We start from the raw sequence: 14,474 nt of genomic DNA, 5'->3' as shown, positions 1-14,474 counted from the left end.
CGTATTAGCTGTGCAGGAAGTGCATCACGTCGCCGTCATGGACGACATAGGCCTTGCCCTCGGCGCGCAGCTTGCCGCCTTCGCGCGCCTTCGATTCCCCGCCCAGCGCGACATAATCGTCGAACGCGATCGTCTCGGCGCGGATGAAGCCCTTCTCGAAATCGGTGTGGATCACGCCTGCGGCCTCGGGTGCAGTCGCGCCCTGATGCACCGTCCAGGCGCGTGCTTCCTTGGGGCCGACAGTGAAGAAGGTCAGCAGGTGCAGGAGCTTGTATCCAGCGTTGATCACGCGGGCGAGGCCGGTTTCCTCAAGGCCCAGCTCGGCCAGGAAGTCGCCGCGCTCTTCGGCAGGCATGGTTGCGATATCGGCTTCGATCGCGGCCGAGACGACCACTGCCTCGGCGCCCTCGGCCTTGGCCTTCTCGAAGACCTTGGCGGACAGCGCATTGCCGTTCGCGGCGTCCTCCTCGTTGACGTTGCAAACATAGAGGACGGGCTTGCCGGTGAGCAACTGCGCCTGGGCAAAGGCGCGTGCTTCCTCGGCATCGCGCGGCTGGGTGAGACGCGCGGGCTTGCCTTCGCGCAGCAGCTCGAGCGCCTGCCCAAGCACGGAGGCGACGACCTTTGCGTCCTTGTCGCCCTGCGTCGCCTTCTTGGCGGCGGCGGGGACGCGCTTCTCGAGCGATTCCAGATCGGCGAGCATCAGCTCGGTCTCGACCGTCTCGGCATCGGCGATCGGATCGACCTTGTTGTCGACATGCTGGATGTCGTCATTCTCGAAGCAGCGCAGCACATGGACGATTGCATCGACTTCGCGGATATTGCCGAGGAACTGGTTGCCAAGACCTTCGCCCTTGCTCGCGCCGCGCACCAGGCCGGCGATATCGACAAAGCCCAATTGGGTTTCGATGATCTTGGCCGAGCCGGCGATTTCGGCGAGCTTGTTCAGCCGCGCATCGGGGACCGCAACGTTGCCGACATTCGGCTCGATCGTGCAGAACGGATAATTCGCCGCCTGCGCCGCTGCAGTTTCGGTGAGTGCGTTGAAGAGCGTCGATTTGCCGACGTTGGGCAGACCAACGATGCCGCAGCGGAAACCCATGAGAAATGCCCGTTCGAAGAAATGATGGAGAAGCGCGCCCGATAGAGGCTTCCCGGCGGCTTTTCCAGCACGTTGGTCTCATGCTCGTCGGGCTTGGCTTGACCTACCCCCGTTCATCTGGGGTACAGGGGGGCCGAGCCCTTAAGGGCAAAGACCGTATTCCGAGGAGTTGGGAATGATTCGCCGTCACATCTTCATGAGCGCTGCCGCAGCGACCATTATTCTCTCCGGCTGCAAGGGCGGCAACGACACCCCCAGCCCGACGCCGACCCCGACTGCCACGCCCACTCCGACACCGACTGCGTCGCCGACCTATGCGGCGCTTCCGCTGGCAGCCACTGCCGCCGCCGAGTTCACAACGATCAACGCATCGACCAACTTCACCGGTGATCCTACGGCTGGCGCCGTGACCCTCGGCGCTGCAGGCACCGAGAGCCGTTCGGATCGCGTCCGCCTGGCGACCAGCGGCGCGATCGCGACCGCGGGCACGCTTTATGTGATCCGCGAAGCCTCCGAAGAATCGCGCTTCGTCCCTGCCGATCTGACCACGCCTTCGGCAGCTGCCAACACCGAATTCGTGTTCCGCAACACCAGCACTGCCACCGGCGCGCTGGCCGGCAATTTCTCGCAGCTCGAATTCCTCAACAATTCGATCACCGGCAGCGTGACCAGCAATGCGCTGCTCGGCTCGCTGACGCGCGTGAGCTACGCCAATTGGTATCGCGGCGAATCGACCGCGGGCATCAAGCGCCTGACGTATACCGTGTTCGGCTTCCCGACCGCGCTGACCGATATGCCGACGACCGCCACCCAGGCCTATACCGTCGCAGTCAACGGCCGCGTCGTGAACACCACCGGCGGCGTCACTGCGATCAACCGCATTGGCGGCACCGCCACGGTCTCAGTCAACTTCTCGACCGGCATGGTCGATATCACCTTCGCCCTGACCCAGACCACTGCCGGCGGCGCGACCTCGGCCTATGCCAACTTCACGGCCCAGGGTGCGATCCCCGCCGGGCAGAACCAGTTCACCGGCAGCTTCACCACCGGCGGTCCGCTCACCGGTACGATCGCGGGCGGCTTCTTCGGTTCGCAGGGCGCCGAGATCGGCATCACCTTCTCCGGCACCGCCGCCAACCAGCGCTTGGTCGGCCAGATCGTCGGCAAGAAGTCGTAACGTACATTCCTCCCTCGCGAAGCGGGGGAGGGACCACGAAGTGGTGGAGGGGGCCTATCCGCAAGCAATGCGCTCGCGGATAGGCCCCTCCATCATGCTGCGCATGCCACCTCCCCCGCTGAAGCGAGGGAGGAATTGAGTTTTTACCGCGCCAGCCGCATCGCCACGTCGTTCATGAACCGCACGTCGTCGCGCGCAGCCAGCCACGGCGCCTCCGCCGCAATCGCGCCGAGCATGTCGCTCAAATCCTCGATCTCGGCCTTGGCGTAATTGCCGAGGACATAGCCAGTCACGCGGTCCTTATGCCCCGGATGGCCGATGCCCAATCGCACGCGGCGGAAATCGGGCCCGATATGCGCGTCGGTCGAACGCAGGCCGTTATGCCCCGCCGTGCCGCCACCGATCTTCACCTTGACCTTGAACGGCGCCAGATCGAGTTCGTCGTGGAAGATCGTGACGTCGCCCGGCTCCAGCTTGTAAAAGTCCATCGCCGATCGCACGGCGCGGCCGCTCTCGTTCATGAAGGTCCCGGGCTTGAGCAGGATCAACTTTTCCGCTCCGATCCGCCCTTCCTGGGTCCAGCCTTGGAACTGCTTCTTGGGCGCGGAAAAGTCATGCACCTCGGCGATCGTCTCCACCGCCATGAACCCGACATTGTGGCGATGCATCGCATATGTCGGCCCCGGATTGCCCAGTCCCACCCACAATTGCATCGATAATATCCCAAAAACAAAATCGCCTCCGAGCCCTAAGGCGCGGAGGCGATTTTTTGAACTGCGAAGTTCGTCGGAAGGCTTATTCGCCCTCGGCCGGAGCCTCGCCCTCGGTTGCCGTATCGCCTTCGCTCGACTTGAGCGCCGACGGAGCGACGACCGTCGCGATGGTGAAGTCGCGGTCGGTGATTGCCGACTTCGCGCCCTTGGGCAGCGTCACCGACGAGATGTGGATCGAGTCGCCGACTTCAACGCCTGCGAGCGAGATCGTGATATCGTCCGGAATCTCGGACGCGTCGCAGATCAGCTCGAGCTCGTGGCGAACGATGTTGAGCACGCCGCCGCGCTTGATGCCGGGCGATGCTTCTTCGTCAGCGAAGATGATCGGCACGTTGACGTGCACGCTCGAATGCTCGCCGATGCGCAGGAAATCGACGTGGATCGGGCGATCCGATACGACGTCGAAAGCGACGTCCTTCGGCAGCGTGCGCTCACCGTTGACCATCACGACCGAATTCATGAAGTGGCCGGTCATCAGCAGCTTCATGAGCTCGCGCTCGTTGACGTGGATAGCGGCAGGATCTGCCTTGTTGCCGTAGATCACGGCGGGGACGCGGCCTTCGCGACGAAGCAAACGGGAGGCTCCCTTGCCAACCTGTTCGCGCGTCTCGGCCGACAGCGTAAGCGCTTCGCTCATGTGTCGATTCCAATAGCTTGAGTTAAACAGTCACCGGCCAGGCCTCCAGGGATGACCCTGGCACGGAACGCGCGCCTATATGCGCGAGGATGCAAAATGGCAAGTTGCGCTTTCCTCCCCCGCCAAGGCAAGGGCGGAGGCCGCTAGCCGATCTCCCACATGAGCTCTTCCATCTTGTCGAAGCTTTCGCTCCAGCCCTGGCGCATGCCGCCCAGCGCGGGGCGGAGCGCGTCGCTGACCTGCTTCACTTCAGTGGACATCCGCATGCAGGTGCCGCCCTCGGCTGCATCGCTGAAGTCCATCGTGGTAAGGTGCTCGATCCCCCAGCTGCCGTCCTCGCCCGGAAAGCCGCGCAGCACGAAACTCAGCCGGTCGGGCGGCGATACCTCGACGAACTCGCCCTCCACCGGATTGACGCCATGCGGCTCCGGCCCGCGCATGTGCAGCACCAGCCTGCCGCCCGGCACCGGATCGCTCTCGCAAAGCGGAACGTCGAAGCCGCGCGGACCCCACCAGCGCGCGAGATGCTCGGCCTTGATCAGGCAATCGAACACTAGCCTGCGTGGCGCCGCGAAGGTCCGTTCGAGATGCATGACATAGCCCGGGCCGGGAAGATTATCGGTCATTTTGCTGTTCCTTCCTTCTGGATGTCGGCGAGATAGGCGTCGAGATCGTCGAACCGGGCTTCCCAGAAGCGGCGATATTCGATCAGCCATTCGGTCGCGGCCTTGAGCTTTTCCGCCTCGAGCCGGGCAGGGCGCTGCTGCGCCGATCGCCCGCGCGAGATCAGCCCGGCGCGCTCGAGCACCTTCAAATGCTTGGTCACCGCCGGCCCGCTCATTGCAAAGGGCTGGGCCAGCTCGCCGACCGAAGCCTCGCCCGAGGCAAGCCGCGCCAGGATCGCCCGGCGAGTCGGGTCGGCCAGAGCGGAGAAAGTAGTGCTGAGCGCGTCCATTCGCTAACCTCTAGGTTATATAACCTATTGGTTAGATACGAGTCGCCGCTTAGTCAAGTTTCAGTAGCGGACGCGCTCCACCTTGAGCCCGCGCTTCGCCAGCTCGTCCTGAACATCGCCCGCTCCCGCCAGATGCCCCGCGCCCACCGCGACGAACACCGTCCCCGGCTGCGCCATCCGCCTGGCGATCCAGTCGGCCCAGCGCTGGTTGCGCTTGAATAGCAGCATCTGCGCGACTTCGGGTGAGGCGGCGACATCGTCATTGACCAGCGCCCCGAGCTTGTCGGCATCGCCCGCGCTCCACGCCGCCACTGCCTGGTCGAGCGTCCTGCCCGCATCGGGCAGCCCTTCGAGCGTCTCGGCCAGCAAGGCCCGCTGCGCCGGCTTGGACAGCCCGTCAAAATAGCCCAATTGCTCGCGCACGCTCTCGAACCCCGCCACCGGCTTGCCCGCCTTGCGCGCCGCCGCGGTCAGTACCGCTTCCGCGCCCTGATCGGGCCGATAGCCCAGCTTCTGCAGCGGCAGCGACGCGAGCAAGGTCGCCGCCAGCCAGGGCTCGCTGCGATCGAGCATGTCCGGCGGCATGCCCAGCCCGGTCAGCGCCGCGCGCACCTCCTCCGCCGCTTCCGCCGGCGGCCCATCGCCCGGCGCGGCCGTGCCCAATTCGCTCACCAGTGCCGCCATCTCGGCATCGTCCGGCAGCACCACCTCCAACATCAGCGCATCGCTCTTGTCGAACGCCGCGCGCACCTGCTCGTCGAACCATCTGACCCCGGGCTTGAGCATATGCACCGTGCCGAACAGATAGATGCTGGTGTCCGCGTCGCGCACCACCCACAATGCCGGATCGGCATCGTCGGCGGGTTTCGGCCCGCACCCGGCCAGCGCCAGCAAAGCCAGCGCAAAAGGAAAAAGGCGGCGCATTACTGGACGCGCTCGACGCGCAAGCCACGCTTGCCCAGCAAGTCGATCACCGATCCCGGCCCAACGAAATGCCCCGCGCCCGCCGCGAACAATATCGTTCCTGGCTGCGCCCTAAGCCGCGCGATCAGACTGTCCACCCAGGCATTGTTGCGCCGGCTGAGCAGCGGATCGGCCATCAGCGCGCTCGGATCCAGGCTCTCGGGCATGATCATCAGAGGCGAATCCGCATCCACCCGGCCCTGCGCCCAGGCATGCGCCGCCGCATCGAGCTCCTCATGCGTGCGCGGCGGGGCGAGCAGCGCCGCTTCCAGCATCAGCCGCTGCGCCGCCTCGGGCACGGTATTGATATCGGTCACCACTGCCTTGCTGTCCTCGATCGCCTGGACCGGCCGGCCCAAGCTGACGAAATGCTTCTCCAGCCAATCGTCGGCGCCCTGGCTCGGAATGTCGCCTGCCAGCAGGTCGCGCACCGTTCCCAGGCTCATCGCCGCGATCCAGCTCGGCATCTTGTCGAGCTCGGCGACGGTCTCTTCGGGCAGCACCGCCTGGATCTCAGCGAGCTTGGCGCGAGTGCGATGCGAGACGCGCTCGATCAGCGGCGGCACCGGCACGTTCGCGGCCATGCCCTCCTTGAAGGTCACGTCGCTATTGGCATCGTCCACCGATTCGAGCAGCAGCAGGTCCGCCCGCACGATCACTGCCTCCAGCCCCGGATTGCGCCAGCGAAAGCCCGGCGGCAGGCTGTGCACCGTCCCGAAGATGTAGATGCTCGTGTCGGCGTCCGAGATCTTCCAGATCGCCGGCCGCGGCGCATAAGGCTGGGCGAGCGCCACCCGCGCCTTTTCCTTCGCCACTGCTGCCTCGTGCAGTGCATCGTCCTCGGCGATCACCGGCTTGCCCGCCAGCGCCAGCCGTTCGTCGGGCGAATAGGTCACATAGGGCAGGGGAGGCACCAGCCGGGTCACGTTCTGCGCCACCGCCGCAGTCGCGATCGCCAGCGCAGCCGCGGCCAGCCCCCAGGCAATTCTTCCCATGCCGGAAGGTTGCGAGGGCGCCGCAGCGCTGTCAACGCACATTGACCCTCTGGAAACGCTGCGCCAAAGCGACGGCGATATGTCCCAGCCTCTCAGCTTCCAGCGCATGACCCTGAAGCTCCACGATTATTGGAGCGAGCGCGGCTGCGTGATCCTCCAGCCCTATGACATGCGGATGGGCGCGGGCACCTTTCACCCCGCCACCACGCTCAAGGCGCTCGGCCCCGAGCCGTGGAACGCCGCCTTCGTCCAGCCCTGCCGCCGCCCGACGGACGGCCGCTATGGCGAGAATCCCAACCGCCTCCAGCATTATTACCAGTACCAGGTCATCCTGAAGCCCAGCCCGCCAGATTTGCAGGAGCTCTATCTCGGTAGCCTGGCGGCGATCGGCGTCGACTTCACCCGCCACGACATCCGCTTCGTCGAAGACGATTGGGAAAGCCCCACGCTCGGCGCCTGGGGCCTTGGCTGGGAAGTGTGGTGCGACGGGATGGAAGTCACCCAGTTCACCTATTTCCAGCAAATGGGCGGGTTTGATTGCAAGCCCGTCGCCGGCGAACTCACCTACGGGCTCGAACGCCTCGCGATGTACATCCAGAACAAGGACAGCGTGTACGACCTCGCCTTCAACGACCGCGGAGTCTCGTACGGCGACGTGTTTCTCGAAAACGAGAAGCAGATGTCCAAATACAATTTCGAAGTCGCCGACACCGAGACGCTGTTCGAAGGCTTCCGCAAGGCAATGGCCGAATGCGAGAATTGCCTCGCCAACGCCGTGCCCCTCGCCGCCTACGAACAGGCGATCGAGGCGAGCCACCTCTTCAACCTGCTCCAGGCCCGCGGCGTAATCTCCGTAGCCGAACGCCAGGCCTATATCGGCCGCGTCCGCGACCTCGCGAAGGGCTCCTGCGAAGCGTGGATTACGCACATGACCCCCGAATGGCAGGCCAAATACCCGGAGTGGTCGCTGTGATTTCCACTTGTTCCCCTGCGAAGGCAGGGGCCCAGCCCTATATCGAGATCGCACGCGATAGCGTGCACTGCCTCGTCTGGACCCCTGCCTGCGCAGGGGAACAGGAGGTGCTCCGTGGCTGAAGACTTCCTCCTCGAACTGCGCTGCGAGGAAATTCCCGCGCGGATGCAGGAAAAGGCGCGCGCCGATCTCGCCAATCTCTTCGGCGATCGCCTCAAAGCCCTCAACCTGCCCTTCGAGAGCATCGAGAGCTTCGCCACTCCGCGCCGCCTCGCGCTGATAGTCCGCGGCGTCGCCGAGACCACCAGCGCCGTCAGCGAAGAGCGCAAGGGCCCGCGCGCCGATGCCCCCGATCAGGCGATCCAGGGCTTCCTCCGCTCGACCGGCCTCACCCGCGAGCAGCTCGTCACGCGTGACATGGGCAAGGCCGGCCAGGTCCTGTTCGCCGTTATCGACCGCCCCGGCATCGTCGCCGGCTCGGTGCTCGCCAGCGCCGCGGGGCATGTGCTCCACAATTTCCCCTGGCCCAAATCGATGCGCTGGGGTGCGGATTCCGCCTCCACCGAGAGTCTCCGCTGGGTCCGCCCGCTGCAGGGCATCGTCGCCCTGCTCGGCGACAAGCTCGTGCCGATCGAAGTCGCGGGCGTGAAGAGCGGCGCGCAGACCGTCGGCCACCGCTTCCACCATCCGGGCGTCATCACCATCGGCGGCGCCCATGATTATGCCGAAAAGCTGCGCGCCTGCCATGTGATCGTAGACGGCGCCGAACGCCGCGCGATCATTGCCGTCGGCGCCAAACTCGCTGCGCAGAAGGCCGGGCTCCGCTTGGTCGAGGATGAAGGCCTGCTCTTCGAGAATGCCGGCCTCACCGAATGGCCAGTACCCTTGCTCGGCCGCTTCGACCCGGAATTCCTGACCGTACCGCCCGAAGTGATTCAGCTCACCGCGCGCGTGAACCAGAAATATTTCGTCTGCCGCGATGGCGAGGGCAAGCTGGCCAACGCCTTCGTCTGCACCGCCAATATCGACGCCAGCGACGGCGGCCAGAAGATCGTCGAGGGCAACCAGAAAGTCTTGGCCGCGCGCTTGTCCGACGCCCGCTTCTTCTACGACACCGACCTGAAGGTGCCGCTCGAGGAGCAGGCCAGGAAGCTCGAAAAGATCGTCTTCCACGAGAAGCTGGGCACCGTCGCCGACAAGGTCGATCGCGTCGCAAAGCTGGCAAGATGGCTGGTCGAAGAAGGCATCGTCACTTCTACTTCCCCCCTCCCGCTTGCGGGAGGGGTCGGGGGAGGGCCTGTGACATCCTCAACCGATACGCTCGCGGAAAAGCCCTCCCCTAACCCCTCCCCCAAGCGGGAGGGGAATGATGTTGCGCAACTCGCCACCCTCGCCGAACGCGCCGCGCGCCTCGCCAAGGCGGATCTCGTCACCGGCATGGTCGGCGAATTCCCCGAGCTACAAGGCCTGATGGGCGGCTATTACGCCGCCGCGCAGGGGGAGGACCCGCAGGTCGCCGAAGCGATTCGCGATCACTACAAGCCGGTCGGGCAAGGGGATGAGGTGCCAACTGCACCGGTGACGGTGGCGGTGTCGCTGGCGGACAAGCTGGATACGCTTGGGGCTTTCTTTGCAATCGATGAGAGGCCAACGGGGTCCAAGGACCCGTTCGCACTTCGACGTGCGGCGCTCGCGATCATTCGGCTTCTGGAAGCGAACCAAATTCGCCTCGAATTACTAGATGCCTTTGCAGTAACAGTGGTTTCTCGCACTGCTGCTCTCGCGCGGCAATACCATTATGTTCACCCTGGCCTTGAGCGCCTAGCCAACGAATTGCCTGCCCTTGATCTCATCTCTAGCCTCGAACTTATTGAGGAGCTGCGACCAGATACAGATTTGATTTCGATAGAGCAGGGGGATGGAATGTTTCCTTTCCTGCTCGACTTCTTCGCCGACCGCCTCAAGGTCCAGCAAAAAGAAGCCGGCGTCCGCCACGACCTGATCGACGCGGTGTTTGCGCTCGGTGGCGAGAACGATCTCGTCCGCCTGCTCGCCCGCGTCCACGCGCTCCAGGCCTTCGTCACCACCGAAGACGGCAAGAACCTCCTCGCCGGCTACAAGCGCGCCGCTAACATATTGAAAAAAGAGGATTGGTCGGGCGCCGAACAGAAAAGCCTGTCCTACACGCCCGAAAATGAGGAAGAAGCCCTCATCCAGGCACTCGACTCGGCCTCCCCACAAGCAGACGCTGCGATCGAGCGTGAGGACTTCGAAGGTGCGATGGCGGCCCTGGCCAGTCTCCGCGCGCCCATCGATGCGTTCTTTGACAAGGTGACGGTGAACGACAGCGACCCCGACAAGCGCGCCGCGCGCCTCTCGCTGCTCGCCCGGATGCGCGACGCGGTACACAAAGTGGCGGATTTCTCGAAGATCGAGGGCTGAGCGGACCCCATGGCCAGTGCGAAGATTGGGAAGATTGGCGACGGAACTTGGCGCCTGCGAACCAAATCTTGTTTCTGACAACGCAGTCGGCGCTTTCCCCTTGTTCGCACCTGCGGTACGCGCGCTGCAGCGCGAAAAGGGGCTGAGATGACGCAATATGTGTACCGCTTCGGCGGCGGCGTGTCCGATGGCGGTCAGGGCGACAAGAATTTGCTCGGCGGCAAGGGCGCCAACCTCGATGGCATGGCCGCGATCGGCCTGCCGGTGCCCCCCGGCTTCACGATCTCCACCCCGGTCTGTGCGCTCTATTACGACAATGAGGAGAGCTTCCCGGATAGCCTCAAGGCTGAAGTCGCCACCGGGATCGCCCATATCGAGGGCGTTACGGCCAAGAAATTCGGCGACGCGGCAGACCCGCTCTTGGTCTCGGTCCGCTCCGGCGCCCGCGTCTCGATGCCCGGCATGATGGATACCGTCCTCAATCTCGGCCTCAACGATCAGACGGTGGTCGGGCTTTGTGAGGCCTCGGGCGACCCGCGCTTCGCCTGGGACAGCTATCGCCGCTTCATCCAGATGTATTCGGACGTGGTGCTCGAACTGGATCACGGCCGCTTCGAGGAAGCGCTCGAGATCGCCAAGGAAGACCGCGGCTACAATCTCGACACCGATTTGACTGCCGACGACTGGAAGGCGCTGGTCGCCGAGTACAAATCGATCGTGCAGGAGCTTTGGAACAAGCCCTTCCCGCAGGACGTCCACGATCAGCTCTGGGGCGCGATCGGCGCGGTGTTCGGCTCGTGGCAGTCGGAGCGCGCCAAGGTCTATCGCCGCCTCAACGACATCCCCGCCGATTGGGGCACTGCCGTCAATGTCCAGGCGATGGTGTTCGGCAATATGGGCGACACTTCGGCCACCGGCGTGGCCTTCACCCGCGATCCCGCCAAGGGCGACAATGCCTATTATGGCGAGTTCCTGATCAATGCCCAGGGCGAAGACGTGGTGGCGGGCATCCGCACCCCGCAATATCTGACCAAGGCCGCCCGCGAGACCGCCGGCGCCAAGCCGCTGTCGATGGAAGAGGCGATGCCAGAGGCCTATGCCGAGCTGGCGGCGGTGTTCGACCGGCTCGAACGCCATTACCGCGACATGCAGGACATCGAGTTCACCGTCGAACGCGGCAAGCTCTGGATGCTCCAGACCCGCAGCGGCAAGCGCACTGCCAAGGCCGCGCTCAAGATCGCCGTCGACATGGCCAGCGAAGGCCTGATCACCCAGGAGGAAGCCATTCTCCGCGTCGATCCGCAAGCGCTCGATCAGCTCCTCCACCCGACGCTCGACCCCAATGCGCCCCGCGACGTGCTGACCAAGGGCCTCCCCGCCAGCCCCGGTGCCGCGTCGGGCATCGCGGTGTTCGACAGCGACACCGCGGAAAAGCGCTCGGCCGAAGGCGTGATCCTGATCCGCACCGAAACCTCGCCCGAGGACATTCACGGCATGCACGCCGCCAAGGGCATCCTCACCGCGCGCGGCGGCATGACCAGCCACGCGGCGGTCGTCGCCCGCGGCATGGGTCGCCCCTGCGTCTCGGGCGCCGGCTCGCTCTCGATCAATGCCCGCGAGAAGATCATGCGCGTCGGCACACGCGAAGTCCGCGAGGGGGACACCGTCACCATCGACGGCACCACCGGCGAAGTGATGTTCGGCGAAGTCCCAACCGTCCAGCCCGAGCTCTCCGGCGATTTCGGCACGCTGATGGAATGGGCCGACGCCAAGCGCCGCTTGCGAGTGCGCGCCAATGCCGAAACGCCGCTCGATTGCCGCACCGCCCGCGAGTTCGGCGCCGAAGGCATCGGCCTGTGCCGCACCGAACACATGTTCTTCGACTCAGCCCGCATCACCGCGGTCCGCCAGATGATCCTTGCGGAAGACGAAGCCGGACGGCGCGTTGCCCTCGCCAAGCTCCTCCCGGAGCAGCGCAGCGACTTCGTCCAGATCTTCGAAGTGATGGTCGGGCTGCCCTGCACGATCCGCCTGCTCGACCCGCCGCTCCACGAATTCCTCCCCCATGAGGAAGCCGAGTTCGCCGAAGTCGCCGCCGCGGCTTCGGTCGATGTAGAGGTGCTCAAGCGCCGCGCCGCCGAGCTCCACGAGTTCAACCCGATGCTCGGCCATCGCGGCTGCCGTCTCGGCGTGACCTATCCCGAGATCTACGAGATGCAGGCGCGGGCGATCTTTGAGGCGGCGGTGATCGTCGCCGAAAAGTCCGGCGCCGCGCCGATCCCCGAAGTGATGATCCCGCTCGTTGGCACCCGCCGCGAGCTCGAGCTGATGAAGGCGGTGGTCGACAAGGCCGCCAAGGCAGTCTTCGCCGAAAAGGGCCGCGAGATCGAATATCTGGTCGGCACGATGATCGAGCTGCCCCGCGCGTGCCTGCGCGCCGCCGAGATCGCCGAAGTCGGCGCATTCTTCAGCTTCGGCACCAACGATCTGACCCAAACCACTTTGGGCGTGAGCCGCGACGATGCCGCGCGCTTCCTGACCACCTATGTCGAGAAGCAGATCTACGCCCGCGACCCCTTCGTCTCGATCGACGTGGAAGGTGTAGGTGAGCTCATCAGCCTCGCCGCCGAGCGTGGCCGCGCGACGCGGCCCGGCATCAAGCTCGGCATCTGCGGTGAGCATGGCGGCGATCCCGCCTCGATCGACTTCTGCGAGCAGACCGGCCTCGACTATGTCTCGGCCTCGCCCTATCGCGTCCCCATCGCGCGGCTGGCAGCTGCGCAGGCCGCGTTGCGGCGAGAGTAACTGGGCGGCGCGGATGAAGGGCGTTTGGATGGTTGGAGTTGCCGCGCTGAGCGCCACACAGGCCTTTGCGCAGACCAGTGACGTAGAGGCGCTCGACCGCGCGCTGTTCGCCAATCCGAGCGCTACCGCCGTGCTCCAGGCCTGGTGCGACCGGCAGCGGCCAGGGCTCAAGGTCCGCGCAATGGTCACGCGCCGCGAGGCCGTACCCGCCGGGGCGCATGCGGAATTGCTGGGCGTCGATGCGAACGATCAGATCGCCTATCGCCGCGTCCAGCTGACCTGCGGCGGCGAAGTGCTTTCCGAGGCAGATAATTGGTACGTTCCCGCCCGGCTGACCGCGGAAATGAACGCAGCACTTATGGATGAGACCCCTTTCGGCGTAGCCGTCCGCCCGCTCGCCCCGAGCCGGCGCAATCTGTCCTCCGAACGAAGCTGGGCAGGGCAGGGCGAGAGCGACATTCTGCGCCACCACGCAGTGCTTATCGCGAGCGAAAAGCCGATCGCCGAGGTGGTCGAAGTCTATCAGCGGGCTATGCTGGCCGCCAATTAGCCAAAGCGCCGGGCGTGCTCGTCCTCGTTGCCCGCGCCAAGCAAAGCAGCCTGCTCGCGCCAGGCTTCGCCGGCGATCGTGCCATGCGACAGCCCTAGCCGAGTCTCGAGCGCCGTTTCGTCCTCGGCAGTCATCTTCTCGATCTCGCGATAGGTCTTGATGCCAAGCTCGTTGAGCCGCTTCTCGCGCGCCTCGTCGATCCCGCGAATCCGCGCCAGATTGTCGCGCCCCCAACCGAACCAGCCGCGCCAGCCGGCGCCGGGCTCGGACACCACCGCAGGCCCAGTGCCCTTGCCCAATTGCGCTTCGAGATCGCGGATCCGCTTGGTCTTGGCACGGATCTCTTCGCCCGCTTCGTCGCGGTAGCGTGCGTGCGCGATTTCCTCGTCATGGAAGCGGTCCCGCCACTTGCCGCCACCGGGCGCAGTCGCGAGGCCGAGGAACCAGCCGCCGAGCAAAGCGAGCGCCAGTCCGGCGAATTGCGTGAGGGTCTCGTACGGCATTTCCATGCGCTAGCGCCTCAGTGGTGATGCGCGTCCGCCGGAGCGAGATGAGTCTCCGCATGCGATTCATGCGCGATCTTGGCGGGCTCGATATGGTCCGAATTGCCGTTGGCGATAGCAGGTTCGGCATGATCGGCGGCGACCGGCTGAACCGGGGCAGGAGTTGGCGCAGGCGCAGGCGCTTCGTGATGCTCGTGGACAGCGTGCGTTGCGACTGCGCCCGCAGCAGCCCCGGCAACTGCGGCGCCAGCGAGCGCGGCGGTCGAATGGCCTTCGCGAACGGGTTCGGCCTCGTGAGCGGGGGAAGCTACCGGCGCGTCGGCGCGCAGGCGGGCATTTTCAGCCTCTAGATCGCGGATGCGGCGCGTGGCGTCGCGCAGGTCGGTTTCGGAGCGGTCGCGATAGCCGGCGTTGCTCAGTTCTTCGTCATAATAGCGGTCGCGCCATTTGCGGCCGCCCGGCGCGCTGGCGAGGCCCAGAAACCAGCCTGCGATCAACGTAAGGCCCAGCGCCACGAATTGCGTCATCGTCTCGAACGGCAAACCCTGCATCTGTCGACCTCCCTATTTTTAGGCCCTATATTTGGGCTGGAAGGTACA

The 14,474-nt window shown here is 65.2% G+C and carries 14 protein-coding genes; 5 read left to right on the top strand and 9 right to left on the bottom strand.

Translation table 11 applies throughout. The features are described from left to right. Positions 1–4 precede the first annotated feature (4 nt). Positions 5–1,102: a redox-regulated ATPase YchF gene (gene ychF / locus ACZZZM_RS16430; protein ID WP_463596150.1), complete on the bottom strand. Its 1,098-nt coding sequence runs from the start codon at positions 1,100–1,102 to the stop codon at positions 5–7. Between the two features lie 175 nt (positions 1,103–1,277). Between ychF and ACZZZM_RS16425 the strand changes: the two genes are divergently transcribed. After that, positions 1,278–2,279: a HupA family protein gene (locus ACZZZM_RS16425; RefSeq protein WP_463596149.1), complete on the top strand. Its 1,002-nt coding sequence runs from the start codon at positions 1,278–1,280 to the stop codon at positions 2,277–2,279. A 143-nt stretch (positions 2,280–2,422) separates the two neighbouring features. Here ACZZZM_RS16425 and pth read toward each other — a convergent pair whose 3' ends face one another. The 6 genes from pth to ACZZZM_RS16395 all read right to left on the bottom strand — a co-directional run bounded on the left by pth (position 2,423) and on the right by ACZZZM_RS16395 (position 6,602). Next, positions 2,423–2,992, bottom strand: a complete 570-nt coding sequence (pth, locus tag ACZZZM_RS16420) for an aminoacyl-tRNA hydrolase (RefSeq protein WP_463596148.1) — start codon at positions 2,990–2,992, stop codon at positions 2,423–2,425. Between the two features lie 82 nt (positions 2,993–3,074). Next, positions 3,075–3,689 (bottom strand): 50S ribosomal protein L25/general stress protein Ctc, encoded by a 615-nt coding sequence (locus ACZZZM_RS16415; protein WP_463596147.1) that lies wholly within the window; start codon positions 3,687–3,689, stop codon positions 3,075–3,077. 143 nt (positions 3,690–3,832) lie between these two features. Then, entirely contained in the window at positions 3,833–4,315 is a 483-nt protein-coding gene (locus ACZZZM_RS16410; protein ID WP_463596146.1) for an SRPBCC family protein, read from the bottom strand. Next, on the bottom strand, positions 4,312–4,644 hold the full coding sequence (locus tag ACZZZM_RS16405; protein WP_463596145.1) for an ArsR/SmtB family transcription factor: 333 nt from the start codon (positions 4,642–4,644) through the stop codon (positions 4,312–4,314). Before ACZZZM_RS16405 ends, ACZZZM_RS16410 begins: the two co-directional genes overlap by 4 nt. 60 nt (positions 4,645–4,704) lie before the next feature. After that, a complete protein-coding gene (locus ACZZZM_RS16400) occupies positions 4,705–5,568 on the bottom strand; it encodes a TraB/GumN family protein (protein ID WP_463596144.1) in 864 nt (287 codons plus the stop codon). After that, entirely contained in the window at positions 5,568–6,602 is a 1,035-nt protein-coding gene (locus tag ACZZZM_RS16395) for a TraB/GumN family protein (RefSeq protein WP_463596143.1), read from the bottom strand. The genes ACZZZM_RS16400 and ACZZZM_RS16395 overlap by 1 nt, the downstream gene beginning before the upstream one ends. Positions 6,603–6,708: 106 nt before the next feature. Between ACZZZM_RS16395 and ACZZZM_RS16390 the strand changes: the two genes are divergently transcribed. The 4 genes from ACZZZM_RS16390 (at position 6,709) to ACZZZM_RS16375 (ending at position 13,372) form a co-directional block, all read left to right on the top strand. Continuing rightward, positions 6,709–7,575: a glycine--tRNA ligase subunit alpha gene (locus tag ACZZZM_RS16390; protein ID WP_463596470.1), complete on the top strand. Its 867-nt coding sequence runs from the start codon at positions 6,709–6,711 to the stop codon at positions 7,573–7,575. A 165-nt stretch (positions 7,576–7,740) separates the two neighbouring features. Continuing rightward, the gene (gene glyS, locus ACZZZM_RS16385; RefSeq protein WP_463596469.1) at positions 7,741–10,017 is read left to right on the top strand and encodes a glycine--tRNA ligase subunit beta; all 2,277 of its coding nucleotides are present in this window, start codon (positions 7,741–7,743) and stop codon (positions 10,015–10,017) included. A 147-nt stretch (positions 10,018–10,164) separates the two neighbouring features. Continuing rightward, a complete protein-coding gene (ppdK, locus tag ACZZZM_RS16380) occupies positions 10,165–12,822 on the top strand; it encodes a pyruvate, phosphate dikinase (RefSeq protein WP_463596142.1) in 2,658 nt (885 codons plus the stop codon). Positions 12,823–12,835: 13 nt separating this feature from the next. Continuing rightward, positions 12,836–13,372 carry a chorismate--pyruvate lyase family protein gene (locus ACZZZM_RS16375; RefSeq protein WP_463596141.1) on the top strand — a complete coding sequence of 179 codons (537 nt, stop codon included), beginning with the start codon at positions 12,836–12,838 and terminating at the stop codon, positions 13,370–13,372. On the opposite strand, the gene ACZZZM_RS16370 is transcribed toward ACZZZM_RS16375, so the two are convergent. Then, complete coding sequence (locus tag ACZZZM_RS16370) at positions 13,369–13,881, bottom strand: hypothetical protein (protein ID WP_463596140.1); 513 nt, start codon at positions 13,879–13,881, stop codon at positions 13,369–13,371. The genes ACZZZM_RS16375 and ACZZZM_RS16370 overlap by 4 nt on opposite strands. 11 nt (positions 13,882–13,892) lie before the next feature. Then, positions 13,893–14,426: a hypothetical protein gene (locus ACZZZM_RS16365; protein ID WP_463596139.1), complete on the bottom strand. Its 534-nt coding sequence runs from the start codon at positions 14,424–14,426 to the stop codon at positions 13,893–13,895. Positions 14,427–14,474 lie beyond the last annotated feature (48 nt).

It is taken from the genome of Sphingomonas sp. AC522, assembly GCF_979258125.1.
This window is presented reverse-complemented; position numbering and strand designations above follow the sequence as displayed.